The 19926-nt window shown below is 46.6% G+C and carries 17 protein-coding genes; 5 read left to right on the top strand and 12 right to left on the bottom strand.

Annotation, left to right across the window (positions count from 1 at the left end):
• Positions 1-198: 198 nt before the first annotated feature.
• The 6 genes from R3289_RS14365 to R3289_RS14340 form a co-directional block, all read right to left on the bottom strand.
• Complete coding sequence (locus R3289_RS14365) at positions 199-1077, bottom strand: TIGR03899 family protein (RefSeq protein ID WP_318926376.1); 879 nt, start codon at positions 1075-1077, stop codon at positions 199-201.
• 271 nt (positions 1078-1348) lie between these two features.
• Positions 1349-1831, bottom strand: coding sequence for a DUF3299 domain-containing protein (locus tag R3289_RS14360; RefSeq protein ID WP_318926375.1), 483 nt, complete (start codon positions 1829-1831; stop codon positions 1349-1351).
• A 12-nt stretch (positions 1832-1843) separates the two neighbouring features.
• The gene (locus tag R3289_RS14355) at positions 1844-3103 is read right to left on the bottom strand and encodes an ABC transporter permease (RefSeq protein ID WP_318926374.1); all 1260 of its coding nucleotides are present in this window, start codon (positions 3101-3103) and stop codon (positions 1844-1846) included.
• The gene (locus R3289_RS14350) at positions 3100-3795 is read right to left on the bottom strand and encodes an ATP-binding cassette domain-containing protein (protein WP_318926373.1); all 696 of its coding nucleotides are present in this window, start codon (positions 3793-3795) and stop codon (positions 3100-3102) included. Before R3289_RS14350 ends, R3289_RS14355 begins: the two co-directional genes overlap by 4 nt.
• A gap of 72 nt (positions 3796-3867) precedes the next feature.
• On the bottom strand, positions 3868-4449 hold the full coding sequence (gene zrgA, locus R3289_RS14345) for a zinc uptake protein ZrgA (RefSeq protein ID WP_318926372.1): 582 nt from the start codon (positions 4447-4449) through the stop codon (positions 3868-3870).
• A 443-nt stretch (positions 4450-4892) separates the two neighbouring features.
• Positions 4893-5444, bottom strand: a complete 552-nt coding sequence (locus tag R3289_RS14340) for a YtfJ family protein (RefSeq protein WP_318926371.1) — start codon at positions 5442-5444, stop codon at positions 4893-4895.
• Positions 5445-5755: 311 nt separating this feature from the next.
• Here R3289_RS14340 and R3289_RS14335 point away from each other — a divergent pair, with 311 nt between their 5' ends.
• Complete coding sequence (locus tag R3289_RS14335) at positions 5756-5965, top strand: DUF1107 domain-containing protein (RefSeq protein WP_318926370.1); 210 nt, start codon at positions 5756-5758, stop codon at positions 5963-5965.
• Positions 5966-5992: 27 nt separating this feature from the next.
• Here R3289_RS14335 and msrA read toward each other — a convergent pair whose 3' ends face one another.
• The gene (msrA, locus tag R3289_RS14330) at positions 5993-6625 is read right to left on the bottom strand and encodes a peptide-methionine (S)-S-oxide reductase MsrA (protein WP_318926369.1); all 633 of its coding nucleotides are present in this window, start codon (positions 6623-6625) and stop codon (positions 5993-5995) included.
• Positions 6626-6800: 175 nt separating this feature from the next.
• Between msrA and R3289_RS14325 the strand changes: the two genes are divergently transcribed.
• Both R3289_RS14325 and R3289_RS14320 read left to right on the top strand, forming a co-directional pair.
• A complete protein-coding gene (locus R3289_RS14325; RefSeq protein WP_318926368.1) occupies positions 6801-8522 on the top strand; it encodes an autotransporter assembly complex family protein in 1722 nt (573 codons plus the stop codon).
• Positions 8519-12256 (top strand): translocation/assembly module TamB domain-containing protein, encoded by a 3738-nt coding sequence (locus R3289_RS14320; RefSeq protein ID WP_318926367.1) that lies wholly within the window; start codon positions 8519-8521, stop codon positions 12254-12256. The genes R3289_RS14325 and R3289_RS14320 overlap by 4 nt, the downstream gene beginning before the upstream one ends.
• A gap of 51 nt (positions 12257-12307) precedes the next feature.
• Here the strand turns inward: R3289_RS14320 and R3289_RS14315 are convergent, their stop codons facing one another.
• From R3289_RS14315 to fbp, 3 genes are all read right to left on the bottom strand, one after another.
• On the bottom strand, positions 12308-12700 hold the full coding sequence (locus tag R3289_RS14315; protein ID WP_318926366.1) for a rhodanese-like domain-containing protein: 393 nt from the start codon (positions 12698-12700) through the stop codon (positions 12308-12310).
• Between the two features lie 88 nt (positions 12701-12788).
• Entirely contained in the window at positions 12789-13319 is a 531-nt protein-coding gene (ppa, locus tag R3289_RS14310) for an inorganic diphosphatase (protein WP_318926365.1), read from the bottom strand.
• Between the two features lie 153 nt (positions 13320-13472).
• Positions 13473-14489, bottom strand: a complete 1017-nt coding sequence (gene fbp / locus R3289_RS14305) for a class 1 fructose-bisphosphatase (RefSeq protein ID WP_318926364.1) — start codon at positions 14487-14489, stop codon at positions 13473-13475.
• 208 nt (positions 14490-14697) lie between these two features.
• On the opposite strand from fbp, the gene mpl reads away from it, so the two are divergent.
• Together mpl and R3289_RS14295 are read left to right on the top strand one after the other, a co-directional pair.
• The gene (gene mpl / locus R3289_RS14300; RefSeq protein WP_318926363.1) at positions 14698-16053 is read left to right on the top strand and encodes a UDP-N-acetylmuramate:L-alanyl-gamma-D-glutamyl-meso-diaminopimelate ligase; all 1356 of its coding nucleotides are present in this window, start codon (positions 14698-14700) and stop codon (positions 16051-16053) included.
• Positions 16054-16074: 21 nt separating this feature from the next.
• Positions 16075-16695, top strand: a complete 621-nt coding sequence (locus R3289_RS14295) for a flavin prenyltransferase UbiX (protein ID WP_318926362.1) — start codon at positions 16075-16077, stop codon at positions 16693-16695.
• Between the two features lie 68 nt (positions 16696-16763).
• Here R3289_RS14295 and R3289_RS14290 read toward each other — a convergent pair whose 3' ends face one another.
• Together R3289_RS14290 and R3289_RS14285 are read right to left on the bottom strand one after the other, a co-directional pair.
• Entirely contained in the window at positions 16764-17210 is a 447-nt protein-coding gene (locus R3289_RS14290; protein WP_318926361.1) for a universal stress protein, read from the bottom strand.
• An 81-nt stretch (positions 17211-17291) separates the two neighbouring features.
• Entirely contained in the window at positions 17292-19868 is a 2577-nt protein-coding gene (locus R3289_RS14285; protein WP_318926360.1) for a TRAP transporter permease, read from the bottom strand.
• Positions 19869-19926: the final 58 nt, after the last annotated feature.

Raw genomic sequence — 19926 nt, 5'->3', positions numbered from 1 at the left:
GCACTGTTTTTGCTCAGGTGTAAGTCGTTGGATAGACTCTAATAGTTGCGTAAAATTGAAGTCTTCCATGCTGGTAGCCTCAAGGAGTTAGCATATCTATCTATAATATAGTTTATCAACTTGAGTACTGAACAGAGCCCTTTGTGTTAGTGATAAAGCTATTCCAAGCGCTTGATTGGTAAGTTTATACTGCCTAAGTTAATGCACTTCAACGATGAAATGTTTACTTAATAAATCAAGTAGATTTTCTTTGTAAATTTCATGATCTTTATTTCTGAGCAATCGTGCTAATTCTTGTCCTGTTGGAGAGAAACGATAATAGGTAAAAGTAATACCCTTCTTCACTGCTTTTAGCGTATATGAGGTGTTTTGATAGCTAAAAGGTAGCGTATGCTCTAGGGAGATCTCGCCTGATTCTAATTCTGTTCGTAAGAGTAATCCTAACTCCATCAGGATGAGTAGGTTTGAGTAAGGAAGTTGGTAGTTCCCTAATTGTAGCTTTTGGCTTGAATTATGCCTGAGTAATGGGAACCTCCCTTTCTTTATATTAATTCCTGTGAGTAGTCTTTTACTGCTGTCATTGCCAAAATGGCAAGCGAGTACACTGGCCCGTTGAAAAGTTTGTGCCTCTCTGTGAGTCATATTTTGTAATGTTTCTAAGGCCTTTAGAGATACAGATCCAGCAGATAGAATTTCTTGTTTCAAGATCCTCCCCCACAGTTTTTGCATTGATGCCCCGTGAATATTCTGAGCCATAGAAAAAAAGCGTGTAAGCCAGTCAGGTTCGGGTTCATCAGCGGTTTCATCGCAACATGCGTCATGTGCGTGCTTAATGATCACCTCAAGGTTATGTTGCCTGCGTTGTTGCTCTCTCTTTTCTCTGTGCTCAGCTCTTTGTTGTAGGTCTTGTTCATTTGAGCTGCTGATCATTGCATTGATAGCATAAATAAATGCGATCTCTTTAGTGCGTTCCCGACTGTTTTTTATATAGCTGCTTTTTTCATTTTTCTCTTTCATTATTAAAAAGGCTTTTGGTGATTCTGATTCGGTGGCATTTTCGTCGTGTTCTTTGTTCATAATAGTTCCTGATAAAAATTCCTCGATTATAGTTTTACCAGTTGTTCGTATATTTGATCAATAGGCGTGACATTTGTGTTGGTTAATGGTTAAATTTGTTAATTATTTTATTTAATCAACATGTGGTGAGCTGGAGATAATGATGAAGAAGTCAGGTAAACGGATTACAAACATTTTTTTGCTTTTAGGTTACGTGACTATGTTGGTTTATCTTGCCTCTCACGTTTAACGAGTGCAGATAAGCCAACTTTAGCTCTGAAAAATATAACTATTACATATCATCGTATTCTTCAAGGCTAACCCCATCTAGTAAGTAACCAGCTTCCGCTATCTCATGGCTGATATGCTGAGTCTTTAATTTTCCGACTACATAAACAACATCCCATAACTGCTGGATTGGTGCTCCTTTTTCAAATTTCACATAGAGTATTTGATTTGGTGGTGGTGGTGGGACATGAATGCATGCACCAAAATACGGAACTAATAAGAATTCCGTGACCATCTTATCATCACCTTCTAAGGGAATGACAAAACCTGGAATTTTCACTTCACTTCCATTGAGCTCTTCACGCACACCACCAATTCTTGACTGTTCTGAAGCTTTCCCATTGTGATTGAGTGAAGGCATCTGATTTTGACCAAATTGATTTCTTTCCTGTTCTGGAATTAAATCAATCCAGTCTAACGTAAGGACATCGTTAGCATTACAGCTCAGAGGCAACCAGCAGCAGATCACAAATAGCCATTTCTTCATTATTTGTCCGTCCTATATTCTTATTGTCATGCCGTCTGCTAATGAGTGTTGATAAGCACGCACTGCAGGGATTATCCCGACCAAGATACCAGCTATTTGAACTAATCCCAACAGACTCAGTTCATGCGATGTTAGTGCTGTAACCGCAATATACAGGCCAAATTGTTGCTGGATAAGAGGCTGTAAAACTAGCAATATACAGAATAGAAGGACAGTACCAATGGCAATACCTATTGCTGTTAGTACTGTTGCTTCGCTGACAAGTAAAAAGAAAATATGGCCAGGCCTGGCGCCCATCGCCCGGAGGATAGCCATCTCTCGGCGTCTTTCATTTAAGCTGGTGAGCAAGCTGGTTAACATACCAAGCAGACCTGAAACGACAACAAAAACCGAGACAACCAGTAATGCCTGCTCAGCAACAGACATCATTCCCCAAAGCTCATGCAGGGCAATACCCGGCATGATAGCGCTCAATGGCTCTTTCTTGTAAGTATTGATATAACGTTGTAATGCGAACGTTTGGATTTTAGATTGCAGACCTAAGATCGCCGCTGTTATTTGCTGGGGTTCAAATTGATGGTTCGCTAAGGTGATGGCATTAGGGGTATTACCTAGCCTTGCTCCGGACTCCCAGCCTACGTGAATCGCTTCGATTGCAGCTAATGATACATGAACGCTTCGGTCTACAGGTGTCCCGGTCGGTGCCAGGATCCCCACAACTTTAAAAGGCAGATTATCATGACGGTTGAAGCTTTTATCGCTAATACCATGTGCAATGACTATGTCATCATTTAGTTGATAGCCTAGTTTTTTGGCAACTTCTGCACCTAACACGGTCTCGAATAAGTTAGTAAACGAACGGCCTTTAGATAATGATAAGGGTTGTTTATTACCATATTGGTAGCGTTCGAAGTAGGTTTGATTAGTTCCTATTACACGAAACCCGCGATGCGAATCTCCGAGTGAAATAGGTATTGCCCATTTTACGGCTCGGTGTTGGCTGATCTCCTGGTAACTCTGCCAGTCGATATTATTGGTTGCATTTCCAATCCGAAATACAGAATAAAGTAATAGGTTTACTTGTCCTGATCGAGGCCCAACGATGAGATCCGTCCCAGATATCGTATTAGCAAAGCTCGCTTTAGCCTGGGTACGAACTCTTTCTACACCAAGTAGTAGAGTGACAGAAATAGCGACGGTCAATAAGGTAAGAAGTGCCGTTGTTTTGCGGTTTGCCAGGCTTTGCCAGGCCAATCGTAATATTGCACTCATTGTTTACTTCCCTTGTAGGCCTGATTGATGTCATTGAGTGCGATGCTGCGATCAAACAAGGATTCCAGAGTTTCATCATGACTGACAAACAACAGTGTGGTTTGAGCTTGCTCGCATTCCTTCATTAGCAGTGCGATGAAAGCCTCCCGGTTATCATGGTCTAATGCGGAAGTCGGCTCATCTGCGATTAATAATTCTGGTTGGCCAATTATGGCACGTGCGGCCGCAACGCGCTGTTGCTGGCCGATACTTAATTCGGAAATAGGTCTGTTCAGGCACCGTTGGGGGAGATGGAGCTGAGTTAAAATCCTTTTGGCTTCGGCTTCCAGACGATTGTTTATCTGTACTCTTCGCCGGGCTGAGAAGCGGCAGGGTAACAGTACGTTATCAATGACGGAAAGGTAAGGAAGTAGATTGAACATTTGAAAAATGTAACCAATATGGTCGGCTCTGAACTTATCTCTCTGTGTTGATTCGAGGTGACTGAAAGATTGTTGCAGGAGGTTGATTTTACCTGTGGTCGGCTGCGAGATCCCCGTTAGCAGGCTTAATAAGCTGGATTTACCACTGCCACTTGGCCCTTTGATAAAGACCTTTTCACCTTGATTGATCGTCAAGGATGGAATGTCGAGTAGATTTTCCGTTTGTTTAGGCCATCTGAATGTCAGGTTGCTCAGTTCTATAACGTTCATTGTACTTCCTCAGGTAGGGGGGGATGAGTCCCCCCTCCATGATGACTGAAATTATTAGCGATGACTTTTTGATTAAAACGTAAATAGCGTACTCGTTGGAGTCAGCTGTTCAGCCTTTTGGCTAGTTTCTGTGATCGCCTGAATCGCAATTTTTTCCGTTGAAGGGAAGTATTTAAACCAACTAACCTGTAAGTTTTCTAGTTGCTTAATGTCGGCACACTGGAAGGTATACTGAGCGGAAAAGCCACCGTGAGTCGCATGTTCATGGTGATTGTCATGATTATGTTCTTCGTGATCATGTCCGGCATGACTGTCATGTGCTGTCAGGGTTTCGATGACAAGTACTTCAGTCTGCTGACATCTCGCTGATGCTGTGAATGCAAACAGATCAGTGGCTTGTTTCAGTACATCAACAGCTCTTTCTACGGCTTGCCGTTGTTCGTCGCTGGCTGGGGAATGCTCAAAGCCCACGACATCAGCGCCGGGGGCGGTAATTTCGAGTAACAGGTCTTGGCCATCTTGAGCAATGTTGAACTCTACAATTCCGTGCTGATGAGCATTATGTTGGCGATGATACTCATCAGCAGTCGTTACTGTAGATAAAAGGGAGCTGACAACCAGGGCACAGGTGGTAATGCGGGGTAGAAAAGTCATAATAATTCCTTACGATAAAATATGATTGGATAGATTTATATTTTGACATCAGGAATGTATCGGTGGGGCACGAGCGAACCGGGTTGAAGGCTGTGTGTAGCCTTGAGAGGGAGCTCGTGTTCGGTGATTGAAGTTATGGCTGTTTTCAGCTGGTAGAGTGACAGAGAAGGGCGTTGTCGCTTCATGAACAAGATGACAAATACTGCAATCCTGAACATGGTGGTGCGGATTGATGGCTTCCAGTTTATGGAGTGCAGTAATTGGCCCGATTGAGTAAATCAGGAAGATCAGAAAAGCGATGCAGAAACGCGGCAATCTAAGCCATTTTTTGACTGTCACTTAAAGAGAAAAAGCCATAACCAATAGTATTGTAATAATATAACATTACTTTTGGGGTTTGGTCATGACTTTGTCAGTATGAAGAGAATACTAACGCCAGATGATCACAGGTTGGCTTTAAGTAGATCCATGGCTTGTTCAATTTCTTGTGGTGTCAGTTTACCTTCTTGAACAAAGAGTACCTGTCCCGTTTTATTGAGAATAATAATGGCAGAATTATCTTTTTGTAGCTGCCATGCTGACTGCACAATGCCGTCTGCATCGAGCACCATGGATGACCAGGAAAATTCTTGCTTGCTATCTTCAGCTGAAGATTTTACAAAGCCCCCCGTTCCCCAGATTGAATCATTTTGGTTTATGATGGTTGTGGTCTGATATACCTCTCCAGGCAAATTTGCCGCTTTTATTGCATCTATGATTTCTGCATTCATTTTTTTGGCTGAGCTACGACCGGCAATAGCCTGAACCACCCGGACCTTGCCCGGTAACTGTGTACTTTCCCAGGGCTGATAGATGACTTTGTCACCACTTAGCATGATTTCTCCTGATTCAGACACTGTTACATTAGGGAGACTCTGTCCGATCTGAATATTATGTGCGACTGCAATACCCGGTAATAATGCAGCAAGTAAAGCTATTGTTGGCTTCTTATTCATTGTATTTATTCCATTTATTTTGGATGCATCACTATATTAGTTAATTTTTGATGTTCTGGTTATACCCATCCAGAATAATTGATCTTTATCACTAAATAGGTCTGATTTTATTTATATTGCGAAGCTATCGTGGATTTAATTGAAGAGCGGGCTGGCATTTCTATGCCAGCCATTAAAAAATGTTCTAAAGTTCTTATTTATATTTGGGTATAAGTGACAGATAAATATCAAAGGCTGGCAGCTAGTTTAGACCCGACTTTGAAACGAATAGGAATTCTCAAGGTCTATTATGTCAATTATGTGAGGGAACCATGCTAAGAATATTTAAACAATATCGCCCCAACCAAATTGCGCGATATGTAAAAAGTTATTTTCGTGGTCGCTTGTTTATTGTTGGTATTGGTGCCTTCGAATTTGATTATGGGCGGTTATTGCCACCAAAAAATCAGAATCTTAAGGCACTTAATGCATTATCTGAAGTTAACAGGGAAATTCAGTCTTTAGCCGCGGACGTGATGTAGCCAGAGGCTGTGGCTCTGGCCAGAAAATCATAGAGGGGGTAAACAAATCCCTGTTCCGCCTAAGCCACAATATCCACCAGGGTTCTTGGCCAGGTATTGCTGGTGGTAGTCTTCGGCAAAGTAAAATGTGCCAGCCAATTCTATTTCTGTCGTAATTGGGCTGCTAGTATGTTGTTGCAGAGCCTGTTGATAGCGATCTTTACTGGCGTTGGCATGTGCGAGCTGTTCTGGCGATGTTACATAAACCACAGAGCGGTATTGGGTACCCATATCATTTCCCTGGCGCATGCCCTGAGTCGGGTCATGATTCTCCCAGAAAAGAGTAAGTAGCTGAGGCAGGCTAATTTGCATCGGATCATAAATGATCCTGACAACTTCAGCATGTCCTGTTTTACCTGTGCAAACCTCTTCATAGGTTGGATTTGGAGTGAAACCACCGCTGTAGCCTACAGCGGTACTGTAAATACCGTTTTGCTTCCAATAGAGGCGTTCGGCTCCCCAGAAGCAACCCATCCCGACAATGAGCGTCTCGTGTCCCTGAGGCTTATCATCATTGAGTAAAGTGCGATTTATGGCGTGAGGCTGGGATGGCAGGGTTGGGGTTGCCCGTCCGATAAGTGCGGCACTTGGGGCGATCATTTTCTGTTTTACTGGTGACATTGTTAGATCCTTTTACACTGTCTGATAGATAGAAAGTAGAGGAATACGGCAAGACAATCAATATTCAATTTTTTCAGACAATAAAGGTTGGCAGTTACGGCTGGCTTTGTCAGAATCATTTATGTGCATATGTGCACACCTGAAATGAACCCCTTATAAATGAAGTACCACAATAATGACTAACCTTTTTAAGCGATTTGGTATCACCGCTGTAGCTATTATTTTTTCAAATTCGTTGTTAGCGGAGACTTCGCTTGAAATTGAGGGGTTACAAGGCGAGCTAAAAAGCAACGTAGCTGCTTATGTATCAGCGATCCCTAAGGATGATTACAGTACGACTTTGCGCTTTCGTGAGCAACTTGAAGGCGAGATTAAAGACGCGCTTAAAGCGTTAGGTCATTATCAGCCCTCTTTTTCCTATCAGGTCGACCAAGAGGGTCAGGATACACATATAGCTGTGACCGTGGAGCCTGGACCAGTTACGCGTATTGTCCGAAGCAATATCATGGTTACTGGGATGGCAGGAGATGATCCTGATTTTATTGCATTAGTGAAAGAGAGTGGTTTAGGGCTTGGTCAGTCTCTCAACCATGGTAAATATGAAGCATTGAAGTCGTCGCTCTCCAGCCTGGCATTGCGGAAAGGTTACTTTGATGCTGAATTGACAAAGAGTGTAATGGAGGTGGCGCCATCTCGAAATGAAGCCTTTATTACGATCGAATTTTCTGCAGGGCGGCGCTATCATTTTGGTGAAACGACTTTTACCGGTAGTCAGATTGAAGAAAACCGTCTGCAATCGTTAATTCCTTTTGAAGAAAATGAGCCGTATTTAGCCTCCAAATTAGGTGAGTTTAACCAGCGCTTGTCAAATGTAGGCTGGTTCTCTTCTATTTTTGTGGGAGGCGATGTCGCCCATTTAGATGACGAAACGGTGCCCATTCAAGTCATCCTCGAACCCCAGGTGCGTAATCAGGTTGAAACCGGTATTGGTTATTCGACGGATGTCGGGATGCGCTTGAAGTTTAACTGGAAGAAGCCATGGCTGAATAGTGCCGGTCATAGCCTGAACGTAAAAACTGAGATATCGAAAGCGCAGCCAAAAATTGAGGCGGTCTATAAAATCCCTCTTGATGAGGTGCTAACTGACTACTATCAGGTGGTGAGCGGGATCCGTTATGTTGATAACCACGATACCGTCAGTACCGAATACAATATCGGCCTAGAACGTCATTGGCTTCTGGAGTCGGGTTGGAAGCGGGTCGCTTCCGTTCGCGGGTTATATGAAAATTATAATCAGGGGGCAGATGAAAATGGTGTGTTGAGAATGATCATCCCCGGTATCAGCTACAGTAAAGCCAGATCCCGCGGCGGTGCGATGCCAAGCTGGGGAGACAAGCAATTGATGTCTGTTGAGTATTCAGATCCAGCGTTCGGCTCAGATACACGCTTGGCCCGGTTCCGAGGCCGTAGTACCTGGATACGCAGTGCCGGAGAAGATCACCGTGGGCTGTTACGTCTCGATGGTGGTGCTGTGATTGCCGATAAAATTGAAGACGTGCCGCCATCGATGCGTTTTTTCGTCGGCGGCGATAATAGTTTACGTGGTTATAGCTACCAATCCATAGCCCCTCGAGATGATCAGGAACAGTTGATAGGTGGTCAGTATATGCTGACCTCATCGCTTGAATATCAGTATCGTGTCTATGGCGACTGGTGGGGGGCCGTCTTTTACGATTACGGCTCTGCCTGGATTGATAATCCTCATTGGCTGAGTGGTACCGGTGTCGGGGTGCGATGGGCATCGCCTATCGGTCCGATTCGTCTTGATTTTGCATGGGGACTTGAGAAAGAAGAAAATAAGTTCCAGATCCACTTTATTCTGGGGCCTGAATTATGATCTGGGTGAAACGTATTCCTCTGGGGTTGCTGGTTCTGATTGTATTTTTAATCATTACCGTTGCGACACTGCTTTATACCTCTGCCGGGGTAAAACTTGCGGTGTGGGGGGCACAAAAAGCGCTGCCGGCCCTGTCAGTTGGCAGTAGCAGTGGTGCATTGCTTAAAGGCTTCCAGTTAAATCTGGTCAAATATCGAGATGAGCTGGTGGACTTAGCCGCTGATAACGTCAACCTTAAGCTGGATGACCGTTGTTTTTTCATCTCTGAAGTGTGCATCTCTGAGCTTGGATTGTCGGGAATTCGTTTTAGTCTGCCTGAATTGCCGCCATCAGAAGCCGATACGGAAGAGCCCGCATCAGAGCCCGTAACGGATGTTGTTATGCCCTTGCCGATCCGGATTGAGCGCGTGCGTCTTGATGATATTGCGCTGGATATTCTGGGTAACAAGCTCACATGGCAACAGTTTTCTACTGCCGCAGAGATTGAAGGCAGCCATTTGGTACTGAAACCAACCGACTGGCAAGGTATTGAGTTGACACTAGCGCCTACTGAACAGGATAAGGCTCAGGCAGACGACAAGCCATCTTCTGAGTCTGTGACTTTACCGGAAGTCATATTGCCAATGTCGTTTGATATTCAGCGCCTTACCGTGAGGGAGTTCAAGCTTAATGGCGACATACCGCAACAGGTCAATTTACTTGAGCTTGTGGCAAGTGCGAAATCAAGTGATATCGCTATCAGTAAGTTTGTTTTAGATATACCTCAGGCGAAACTACAAGCAACGGCAGATGTCTCGTTAACCGGTGACTACCCGTTATCTTTAGACGCGAATGCCGATATTAAAATGGAGCCGCTGCACGATCATCAGGTAGCTCTGAACGTATCGGGTTCACTGGCAAAGCTGGTTTTAGATGCCCGCTTGAAAGGGACGTTGGATGCGCTTGTTTCGGGGCAACTCTCACCACTTGATCCGAAGCTACCGTTTGACTTGGTTGTTTCCAGTCATCATCTCCAATGGCCAATTGAAACCAAACCTGAGTTCGAGGTTGCTGATACCTTAGTGAGCGCTAAAGGCAGCCTTGATGGCTATAAATTTGATTTAAAGAGCAAGATTGATGGCGAGCCAATGCCGTCAGTTGCGGTGAGCCTGAGTGGTCAAGGGGACTTGAACACGGTGAGCCTTGAGGCGCTTAAGATCGAGACCCTAGGCGGTACCATTGCCGGTAAAGCGAATGCTAGCTGGAAAGATGCCCTGACGTGGCAGGGAGAACTTGATTTCAGCCATATTCAACCAGGCTTGGAATGGCCTGAGGCTGACGGTGATCTAAGCGGAAAATTAAGGACATCGGGTGGACTGACCGAGCAAGGTGGCTGGTTTGTCGCCTTGCCGGAGTTGGCCGTCGACGGGGTTGTCATGAAGCAAGCTTTTACCCTTAATGGGGAATTCGACGCCAAAGATCTGAAGGGTAAAGGCGACATTCAGCTGATAACCCGAGGGCTGACTTTAAAGCATGGTCCAAATGGCTTAACGGCAAGAGGAAAGCTAACAAAAGAATGGGCCATGAGCGCTCAGATTGACGCTCCTGATTTAGCACAATCTTTACCCGGACTGCGTGGGCGAGTGTTTGGACAGGTTGATTTATCGGGAATAATGGCTGAACCCGAGCTCGATCTGGTACTGAATGGCAATGCTTTGGGATGGCAGGATCTGGCGAGTTTGCAGGCTTTTGAGTTGAAAGGGAAAGTAACGCCAATGCCTGCATTAAAGGCGGATGTCAGCCTGTATGCCGCAGATGGTGAATATGATGCTTTTAAGCTTGATGATCTTCGCCTGAGCTTCCGTGGTAGCGAAGAAAAACATACATTAACCCTTGATGTGAATGCCCAGCCAGTCAGCGCAGAGCTCGCTCTGTCAGGTCGGCTTGATCGTAAGACCGGCTGGCAAGGAAGCTTGGAGCAGGCAGCAATTGATACCGAGGTTGGTTTATGGACGCTGAATCATCCCACGAAGCTGGGCTACAGCCTGAAAACTGAGTTAGCCCATATCGCCGCTCATTGCTGGCAGCAAAGTCAATCGGCGCTGTGTCTAACTGAAGATTTAGAAGCCGGAACATCCGGCCATGCCAAGCTGGCGGTCAACAACTTTGAGTTTGATTTAATTGATCCTTATCTTCCCGAATTTATTGTGGTTAAGGGAGTGGCTGATGCCAATCTCGAAGCCGCGTGGGCACCTGGCACATCGCCGTTTGTGAAAGCACTGATTAAGCTCCCTACGGGATCGGTGACTCAGGAGCTGGGAGCAGATCAACCCCCTCTCACTGTGGGTTGGGATAAGATCACGGTCAATGCTGAAATTAAAGATGATGTCCTGAATGCCGATTGGCTAATTGCGATAACGGATAATGGTAACCTCAGTGGTGAGGCTCAAATTACTCAGTTAATGGCTGAGCAGCAGCTGAAGGCCAAGGTCAACATTGATCGGCTTATGCTGGGTATCTTTGAACCTGTCATTAAGGACTACCATCAGTTTGATGGCCAGGTTGACGCTAATCTGTCCGTAACTGGCCCTGTCATGCATCCAGCGGTTAATGGTCAGCTTCTGGTGACAAAGGTTAAGGCTATCGGGCGTGAAGTACCATTCGATATTGAACAAGCCGATATTCGTGCAACTTTCTCGGGGTATAACGCGACTCTTGAGGGAGAAGTGATCACTCCTGATGGCAAGTTGCAAGTGCGCGGTAAGGGGGACTGGCAGGATCTGGCAAACTGGAAAGCTCTGTTGGATGTGGATGGTCGTGAATTGGAGATCCACCTCCCACCAATGCTGGCGCTAAAAGTGTCGCCGGCGTTAACCATTGCCGCCTCTCCCAATAAAGCGGAGATCACCGGAAATATTGCCATTCCTTGGGGGCGGATCAAGGTTGATCAGTTGCCGGAGTCGGCAGTTTCGGTATCGGATGATGAAATATTGTTGACGGATGATTTGCAGCCCGTAGACGTTGAGCAAAAGATGCCATTTGATCTGACAACCAACATCTTGGTGAAGATAGGCAATGATGTAAATCTGTCCGCTTTCGGTCTTAATGCCGGGTTGGTCGGCGAGCTGAATGTTCGTCAGAAGGACAAAGGCCCGCTGGTTTACGGGGAAGTGAACCTTCAAGATGGTACCTATCGTTCATTTGGCCAGGAATTGGTTATTCGTAAAGGCCAGATCTTGTTTAATGGCCCGGCAGATCAGCCTTATTTATCGATTGAAGCGATCCGAAACCCCAACAACATTGAAGATGATGTGGTGGCAGGGATCCGGGTCCGTGGCCCTGCAGATGCCCCCCGAATTGATATATTTTCGGACCCGGCGATGGCGCAGCAAAATGCCTTATCTTATCTCTTGCGTGGTAAAAACCTGGACAGTGAATCGGGCGATAGTGGCAGTGCGATGACAACCGCACTGATCAGCATGGGGATTGCAAAAAGTGGTCAGTTGGTGGGTAATGTCGGTGAAGCCTTCGGTGTTCAGGATCTTGCTCTGGATACCGCAGGTGCGGGCGATGGGTCGCAAGTGACTATCAGTGGTTATATTGCGCCGGGCTTGCAGGTCAAATATGGCGTGGGGATATTTAACTCTGTCGGTGAATTTACGGTTCGTTACCGGCTGATGAAAGATCTCTATGTCGAGGCCGTATCGGGATTAGATAGTGCCGTTGACTTACTGTACCAGTTTGAGTTTGATTAAGGATCATTCGGGCTGTGAATGAGTCATACATAGAAGCACCATAGCGATGATCTATGGTGCTTTATTGTTTGGCGAAAGCGGTGATTCCGGCATTGCCGTCAGTAGAGCCTGATAGCTCTGGCCGTTATAGATATTGTGGTAACCCAGCTCGTTTAATGTCTGCTCGGCAATGTCAGCTCGTCGCCCTGTGCGGCAATAAAGCAGAATAGGCTGAGATTTATCAGTAGCAAATGTCGTGATTGTTTCTATCTTGTCGTATGGGATATTGAGCGATAACGGCAGGTGGCCACGAATAAATTCCTCGTTGCTGCGAACATCAACCAGCAAGGTATTACCTTGGGTAGAATGCTGCCAAAACTCTTCCGGGGTAACAATCTTGGCCTGAACAGAGGCTGAGTGAAAGCAAGCCAGAAATAATAACCCAATAAGCACGTTTGGTTTCATTTTAATACCTTGTTCTGCTGTATCCGTCGGCTGAAACGCTCCTCAATTTAATCAGAAGCAAGGAGCGTTATCTGACCGACTCATGGAATTATTTTTCTTGGGCGCGGTTGAAAGAAGTCATAATTTCTTCTTTAGCCGCAGTTACATCAGCCCAGCCATCAATTTTTACCCATTTACCCGCTTCAAGTGCTTTGTAATGTTCAAAGAAGTGAGTGATCTGTGCTTTTAGCAGCTCGGGTAAATCATTGACATCCTGGATATGGTCATACTCTTTAGTCAGTTTGCTGTGTGGCACGGCAACCACTTTGGCATCTTCACCTGACTCGTCGGTCATCTTTAATACACCAACGGGGCGACAACGAATTACAGAGCCAGGTATGAGCGGGTGCGGAGTGGGAACCAAGACATCCACCGGATCGCCGTCGAGTGACAGAGTATGATTTACATAACCGTAGTTGCATGGGTAAAACATTGGAGTCGACATGAAACGGTCAACAAAAACTGCCCCCGTCTCTTTATCGACTTCGTATTTGATTGGATCTGCGTTGGCCGGAATTTCGATAACAACATAGATATCTGCCGGGATATCTTTACCTGCTGGGATTTGGTTAAGGCTCATGGTCCACACCTCATGCTTCGTTAATTAATTGTTATTGATGTATGAATTATAACCATCGGACTTAAAAAAAACAGTGGGTAGCTTGTTAATGCAGGATTTTACGACAAAGAGATACCCGGCCGGCTGAAAATTAACAGCCTGCCGGATGAAGGTTTAGTGCTGTTCGGGGTACTCTTTCAGGAAGCCCTCAACCTGACGGACCATCTTTGTGGAGCCGACAAAGAACGGGACACGCTGGTGCAGCTCTGTTGGCTTGATATCCATGATCCGATTCTCACCGTCGGAGGCTAAACCACCAGCTTGCTCAATCAGAAATGCCATCGGGTTACACTCATACAGTAAGCGTAGCTTACCGTTAGGATAAGCCGCGGTGCTTGGATAGAGGTAGATCCCCCCTTTGAGGAGGTTGCGGTGAAAGTCAGACACCAGAGAGCCGATATAGCGCGAAGTATAAGGGCGGTTATCCTCAGGCGCATCTTCCTGACAGTATTTAATGTATTTCTTCACCCCCTCAGGGAAGCGAATATAGTTACCTTCGTTGATAGAGTAGATACTTCCGTTTTCAGGAATACGCATATTTTCGTGAGACAGGCAGAACACACCTAACGAGGGGTCGTAGGTAAACCCGTGGATGCCATTGCCTGTGGTGTATACCAGCATGGTCGATGAGCCATAGATAATATAACCGGCAGCGACCTGACGGTGACCGGGCTGCAGGAAATCTTCTTGTATCGGTGGCGTCCCTATTGGTGAGATACGACGATAAATGGAGAAAATGGTACCGACGGAAACGTTTACGTCAATGTTCGAAGAACCATCCAGTGGATCCATTAAAACCACATATTTTGCGTTACGGTTCAATTCTTTATTGAATGCTACCGCTTCGTCTTCTTCTTCACTGGCGACACCACAAACCTGGTCACGGGCTTCCAGCGCTGCTTTAAATTTATCATTGGCATAAAGATCGAGTTTCTGCTGTTCTTCACCTTGCGCATTTTCACAACCGACAGCACCAGTAATATCAACCAGTCCAGCTTTGTTGATTTCACGGTTGACGATTTTAGCCGCCAGCTTTATCGAGCCTAGCAGTGAAGAGAGTTCACCACTGGCATGGGGGAAGTCATTCTGTTTCTCGACAATGAACTCACCAAGGGTTCTAATATCGGGCATGTACAATCCTTGCATCAAGTTGTCTTTGGGGCGGATATCTCAGGTACAATGTCTCTCACGGACAATTATATACCCATAATGGTGGTTAGCCGTTTTAAGGGGGTTACCTTTTTTGTATATAAAGAATTGTATATAAAGATCTTTTTTATGGTAACGAAGTAACGCAAAAGCGTGAAATCATCTGAATTTAGCCAGTGAGCCGAGAATTATGCATATCCATATTTTAGGTATTTGCGGCACATTTATGGGCGGTGCCGCCATTCTTGCCAGACAATTGGGCCATAAAGTGACCGGCAGTGATGCCAATGTTTATCCTCCAATGAGTACCTTGCTTGAATCTCAAGGTATTGAAATTATACAAGGTTACGATCCATCACAGTTGGAACCGGCTCCGGATTTAGTGGTGGTCGGTAATGCGATGAGCCGTGGTAATCCCTGTGTTGAATATGTACTTAACCGTAACCTGCGTTACACCTCTGGTCCGCAGTGGCTACAGGAATTTTTATTGCATGACCGCTGGGTTTTAGCGGTAGCGGGTACTCACGGTAAAACCACCACAGCCAGCATGTTGGCCTGGATCCTTGACGATTGTGGTTATCAACCCGGTTTTCTGGTCGGTGGGGTACTCGGAAACTTCGGCGTTTCTGCGCGGTTAGGTGAAAGTATGTTCTTCGTTGTCGAAGCGGACGAATACGATAGTGCTTTTTTCGATAAACGTTCTAAGTTTGTTCATTATCGACCACGGACGCTAGTTATGAATAATCTGGAGTTCGATCACGCCGATATTTTTGATGATGTGAAAGCGATTCAGCGCCAATTTCACCATTTAGTGAGAACCGTACCGGGCAATGGCAGGATTTTGGCACCAAAAGGTGTAGAGAATATTCAGCAGACCCTGAAGATGGGGTGCTGGAGCGAGTTGGAATATACCGGTGAGGATGGCCACTGGATGGCGAAAAAGCACATTGCCGACGGCAGTATGTTTGACGTTTATTTTGAGGGTGCCATAGCGGGAACCGTCCGCTGGGATTTGGTGGGTGAGCATAATGTGAGTAATGCCCTGATGGCAATTGCTGCTGCCCGCCATGTTGGCGTTACGCCGGATCTTGCCTGCGACTCGTTAGCAAGGTTTATCAATACCAAACGTCGGCTTGAGCTCAAAGGCGAAGTGAAGGGGATTAAGGTCTATGATGATTTTGCCCATCATCCGACAGCCATTAAGTTAACCTTGGACGGCTTGCGGGCCAAAGTGGGTGATGAGCGGATCCTGGCGGTGTTAGAACCTCGTTCCAACACCATGAAGTTAGGTGTGCATAAAGACGATATTGCCCCTGCATTAAATGTTGCCGACCAGGTGTTCGTATTCCAGCCGGAGACGATTCCATGGTCAGTGGCGGAAATAACCCGCTCCTGTACTCAGCCGGCGATGACTGAAAATGATCTTGATCTGCTGGTGGAAAAAATTACAGCCGAAGCAAAAGAGGGCGACAATATTCTGGTGATGAGTAATGGCGGCTTTGGCGGTATACATGACAAGTTACTGGCTGGACTCGCGGTGAAGTAACCTAAAATGAAGGGAAATAAAATGAAAGATAAGCGCATTACACTTGCCTGGACGGGGGCGTCCGGAGCACCGTATGGCTTGCGTTTATTGGAATGCCTTCTAGCCGCTGACTATCAGGTCTATTTGATGATTTCATCCGCCGCGAGAGTGGTCCTGGCAACAGAGCATGGTTTAAAACTGCCGGGCGGAGCGGCTGCTGCGAAAGAGTTGCTGGTGAAACATTTGAACTGCGATGCCAGCAAGCTGGATGTGTGCGGCAAGCAAGATTGGTTTTCGCCCGTCGCTTCGGGATCGGCGGCGCCCAAACAAATGGTCGTTTGTCCCTGCTCTGCAGGAACGCTTGCGTCTGTCGCGCATGGTATGTCTGATAATTTGCTAGAGCGTGCTGCCGATGTGGTTATGAAAGAGCGGGGGCAGCTATTGATGGTGGTACGGGAAACACCGTTCTCGACCCTGCACCTGGAAAATATGCTGAAGCTGTCAAAAATGGGCGTGACTATCATGCCGGCCGCGCCAGGTTTCTATCATCAGCCGGAATCCATTGAAGACATGGTGGACTTTATGGTGGCACGGATTCTTGATCACCTTGGCATTGAACAAGACCTAGTGCCGCGCTGGGGGTATGATCAGCGCAACGTCTAAGCCTGATGAACACAGATATCAGCCCTGGAATAAATCAAAGCCCGCATCTGCGGGCTTTGTGTTTTTGGCTATTTTAAATGAGCTTGTGGTTTGAGCACCAAGACATTGATGGGGGAGTTTTCAACCACCTTCGATGCAACGGAACCGAGCATAACTTTATCCAGCTTCGATCGTTGATGGCTAGGCATAATGATCAAATCAGCACTAACACGGCTGGCTTGCTCTAAGATGGTTGTCCAGGCCTTTCCTTCAGAAACATACATATGATGGATAATGTCATCCGGAATGTATTTTTTAGCAAAAAGATTAAGCTGATGCTGAGCATCCTGCTTCATTTTTCGGGCGGCATCTTTGGGGAAATAACTCGACACCATCGACATGTGAATGCCGGGCAAGACGTTCAGTAGATGAATTGTGGCATTGGATTGTTTCGCATGCCAGACCGCGATCTCAACGGCTTTATCTGAGAAGCCCTGTTCATTGAGATCGACCGGAACCAAAATTTGTTTAAACATATTATTCCCTTAAGCTGTGTGGGCTCAATTAGGGAGAATAACTTCTCCCTAATATTGAGTGTAGACCTATGCAGGGTGCATTTACTGTATGATTCCAGCTTTAGCACGGCGGCGTTGGTTCCATCCTAAAGCACCTAAGAGTAATAAAGTGGGAACAAAAACCCATTCTTTCATCGGTCGTACGGCGGGTAGGCTGACTTTTGTGATCTCCCAGTCAAAATCGATCCCTGCTAATTCTGCCGCACTACCGAACTCGATCATATCAACTATCATTTTTTCACCGTCTTGACGGAGCATTAATCCGGTTGACGCGATCCGGTCATCTGGCGCAATGGCATCTTCATCAAAGGGTAATAAGACAAGTTTGCTAATGATCTTACCTTCCAGGTTTTCCCCGCGGACTTGCAGCTCAAGCGGCTGACCCACGTCCAGTTTATCGGCTGCATCTGCAATGAGCATGCCTGGCATTTCATGCTTGGCTGGGTAAACCATGTCCCACCAGTAACCCGGGCGGAACAGCGAGAAAGTGATCAGTAGTAAGAGCGCGACTTCCCACCATTTGGTTTTGGTAAACCACCACCCCTGAGTGGCAGCAGAAAAGGTCAGCATCGCGAGCACAGCCGAAACGATGGTGAGGACTAAATGCCACCAGGAGTCAATATCCATCAATAACAACTGGGTGTTGAAGATAAACATGAACGGCAGGATCGCGGTTCGGATATCGTAAGTGAACCCCTGGATACCGGTACGGATCGGATCGGATTTGGCGATGGCGGCGGCGGCAAAGGCGGCAAGGCCTACCGGTGGTGTGTCATCGGCCAGAATACCAAAGTAGAATACAAACAGGTGAACGGCGATCAGCGGGATAATCAGTCCGCTTTGCGCACCCAGCGTCACGATAACGGGGGCCATCAGGGTTGACACCACGATGTAGTTAGCGGTCGTTGGTAGGCCCATTCCCAGGATCAGGCTGATCAGTGCGGTAAACAGTAACATCAGCATGATGTTACCGCCGGAGATGAACTCGACAAAGTCAGTCATGACCAGACCGATGCCGGTGAGGGTGACCACACCGACGACAATACCTGCGGCAGCCGTTGCGACACCAATACCGATCATGTTGCGACCGCCAGAAACGAGACTTTCTAACAGATCATCAACCCCTTCACGTGCGGCATCTTTTAATGTTTTCTCTTTATTAAACATTGTCAATAATGGACGCTGGGTTAATAAAATGAAGATCATAAATATCGTCGCCCAGAATGCCGAGAGGCCCGGTGAGAAACGCTCAACAGTTAAGCACCAAACCAGAACAACTATGGGTAGCAGGAAGTACAGCCCCGATTTGATCGTGGGCCCGGGTTCCGGCACTTCGAGTAACTCCTCATCCGGGTTCTCCATGGTGTGGTCTTGATAGTTAGCCGAGACTTTGATTAAAGCGATATAGGCCACAAGAATAAGTACACCAATCATCGGTGTTGCTGCCGCGCCAAAGGCCTCTTTCGTCCAGCCAATACCGTAATACACCGCGCCACTGATCACTATCAGGCCGAGTAAGGTACCGACAAAGGATAATAAGCTTTGTGCCATTGTCGGGTTATAACGACGCGGCAGACCGGTCATACCGGCCTTACAGGCTTCGAGGTGAACGATATATAGCAAGGCAATGTATGAGATCAATGCCGGTAAGATCGCAGCTCGAATGACTTCCACATAGGAGATCCCAACATATTCAACCATCAAGAATGCAGCGGCACCCATAATAGGTGGTGTTAGCTGGCCATTAGTAGAAGCGGCAACTTCGACAGCCCCCGCTTTTTCACCAGAAAATCCCACACGCTTCATGAGTGGAATGGTGAAAGTTCCGGTGGTGACGACGTTGGCAATCGATGAGCCCGACACCAGCCCTGATAAGCCCGAGGCGACAACGGCGGCTTTCGCCGGACCACCACGCATATGACCTAATAAGGAGAATGCGACTTTAATGAAGTAAGCGCCTGCTCCTGCCCGCTCCAGCATAGCGCCAAACAGTACGAACAGAAATACAAACGATGTTGATACCCCGAGGGCAACGCCAAAGACCCCTTCAGTCGTAAGCCACATATGTGACATCGTTTTATTCAGGCTGGCCCCTTTATGCGCGATGACATCGGGCATATGAGGGCCGCCGAAGGTATAAAGTAAGAATACAGCAGCAACCACCATCAACGGTGGGCCTAAGGCGCGTCGAGTGGCTTCAAGCAGCAGTATCATTCCGCAGACGGCGGCGATAATGTCAAACTGGGTCGGAGCGCCAGATCGCTCGGCGAGTTGGGTGTAAAACAGATAGATATAGCCAGCCGACAGGCTCCCGACCAGCGCCAGTAACCAATCGATAGCAGGAATACGATCCCGTGGTGAGTGCTTCAGTGCCGGATAAGCGGTGAAAGCCAGAAAGATGGCAAAGGCAAGGTGCACTGAACGGGCTTCGGTATCATTTAAGATGGCGAAATTAAAAATGAACGGCAGTGGAGAGGCATACCATAGCTGGAATAAAGACCAGCAAAGTGGAACGAACCATAAGATACGTCCCGTAATGCCGTCAGGGTTTCTAGCCCCTGTGTCCGCCTGGGCTACCATCTCTTGAACATCTGTCGACGTCTGTGTTGTCTTCGTCATGCAGCATCCTAGCTTGTTGTAATTCTATGGGCGTGTGAAAAAGCATGCGCCGCAGATG

It is taken from the genome of Photobacterium sp. (assembly GCF_033720175.1).
GTDB lineage: Bacteria > Pseudomonadota > Gammaproteobacteria > Enterobacterales > Vibrionaceae > Photobacterium.
Note: the sequence above shows the minus strand (reverse complement) of the source record. Positions and strands in the feature narration are given on the sequence as shown.

Coding starts and splice junctions, on each gene's coding strand:
- R3289_RS14350 (WP_318926373.1), bottom strand. CDS start 3,795: ATGAACGTTATAGAACTGAGCAACCTGACATTCAGATGGCCTAAACAA.
- R3289_RS14335 (WP_318926370.1), top strand. CDS start 5,756: ATGCTAAGAATATTTAAACAATATCGCCCCAACCAAATTGCGCGATAT.
- msrA (WP_318926369.1), bottom strand. CDS start 6,625: ATGTCACCAGTAAAACAGAAAATGATCGCCCCAAGTGCCGCACTTATC.
- R3289_RS14295 (WP_318926362.1), top strand. CDS start 16,075: ATGAAAGATAAGCGCATTACACTTGCCTGGACGGGGGCGTCCGGAGCA.
- R3289_RS14320 (WP_318926367.1), top strand. CDS start 8,519: ATGATCTGGGTGAAACGTATTCCTCTGGGGTTGCTGGTTCTGATTGTA.
- fbp (WP_318926364.1), bottom strand. CDS start 14,489: ATGCCCGATATTAGAACCCTTGGTGAGTTCATTGTCGAGAAACAGAAT.
- R3289_RS14360 (WP_318926375.1), bottom strand. CDS start 1,831: ATGAAGAAATGGCTATTTGTGATCTGCTGCTGGTTGCCTCTGAGCTGT.
- R3289_RS14365 (WP_318926376.1), bottom strand. CDS start 1,077: ATGAACAAAGAACACGACGAAAATGCCACCGAATCAGAATCACCAAAA.
- mpl (WP_318926363.1), top strand. CDS start 14,698: ATGCATATCCATATTTTAGGTATTTGCGGCACATTTATGGGCGGTGCC.
- R3289_RS14315 (WP_318926366.1), bottom strand. CDS start 12,700: ATGAAACCAAACGTGCTTATTGGGTTATTATTTCTGGCTTGCTTTCAC.
- R3289_RS14290 (WP_318926361.1), bottom strand. CDS start 17,210: ATGTTTAAACAAATTTTGGTTCCGGTCGATCTCAATGAACAGGGCTTC.
- R3289_RS14355 (WP_318926374.1), bottom strand. CDS start 3,103: ATGAGTGCAATATTACGATTGGCCTGGCAAAGCCTGGCAAACCGCAAA.
- R3289_RS14325 (WP_318926368.1), top strand. CDS start 6,801: ATGACTAACCTTTTTAAGCGATTTGGTATCACCGCTGTAGCTATTATT.
- R3289_RS14340 (WP_318926371.1), bottom strand. CDS start 5,444: ATGAATAAGAAGCCAACAATAGCTTTACTTGCTGCATTATTACCGGGT.
- zrgA (WP_318926372.1), bottom strand. CDS start 4,449: ATGACTTTTCTACCCCGCATTACCACCTGTGCCCTGGTTGTCAGCTCC.
- ppa (WP_318926365.1), bottom strand. CDS start 13,319: ATGAGCCTTAACCAAATCCCAGCAGGTAAAGATATCCCGGCAGATATC.
- R3289_RS14285 (WP_318926360.1), bottom strand. CDS start 19,868: ATGACGAAGACAACACAGACGTCGACAGATGTTCAAGAGATGGTAGCC.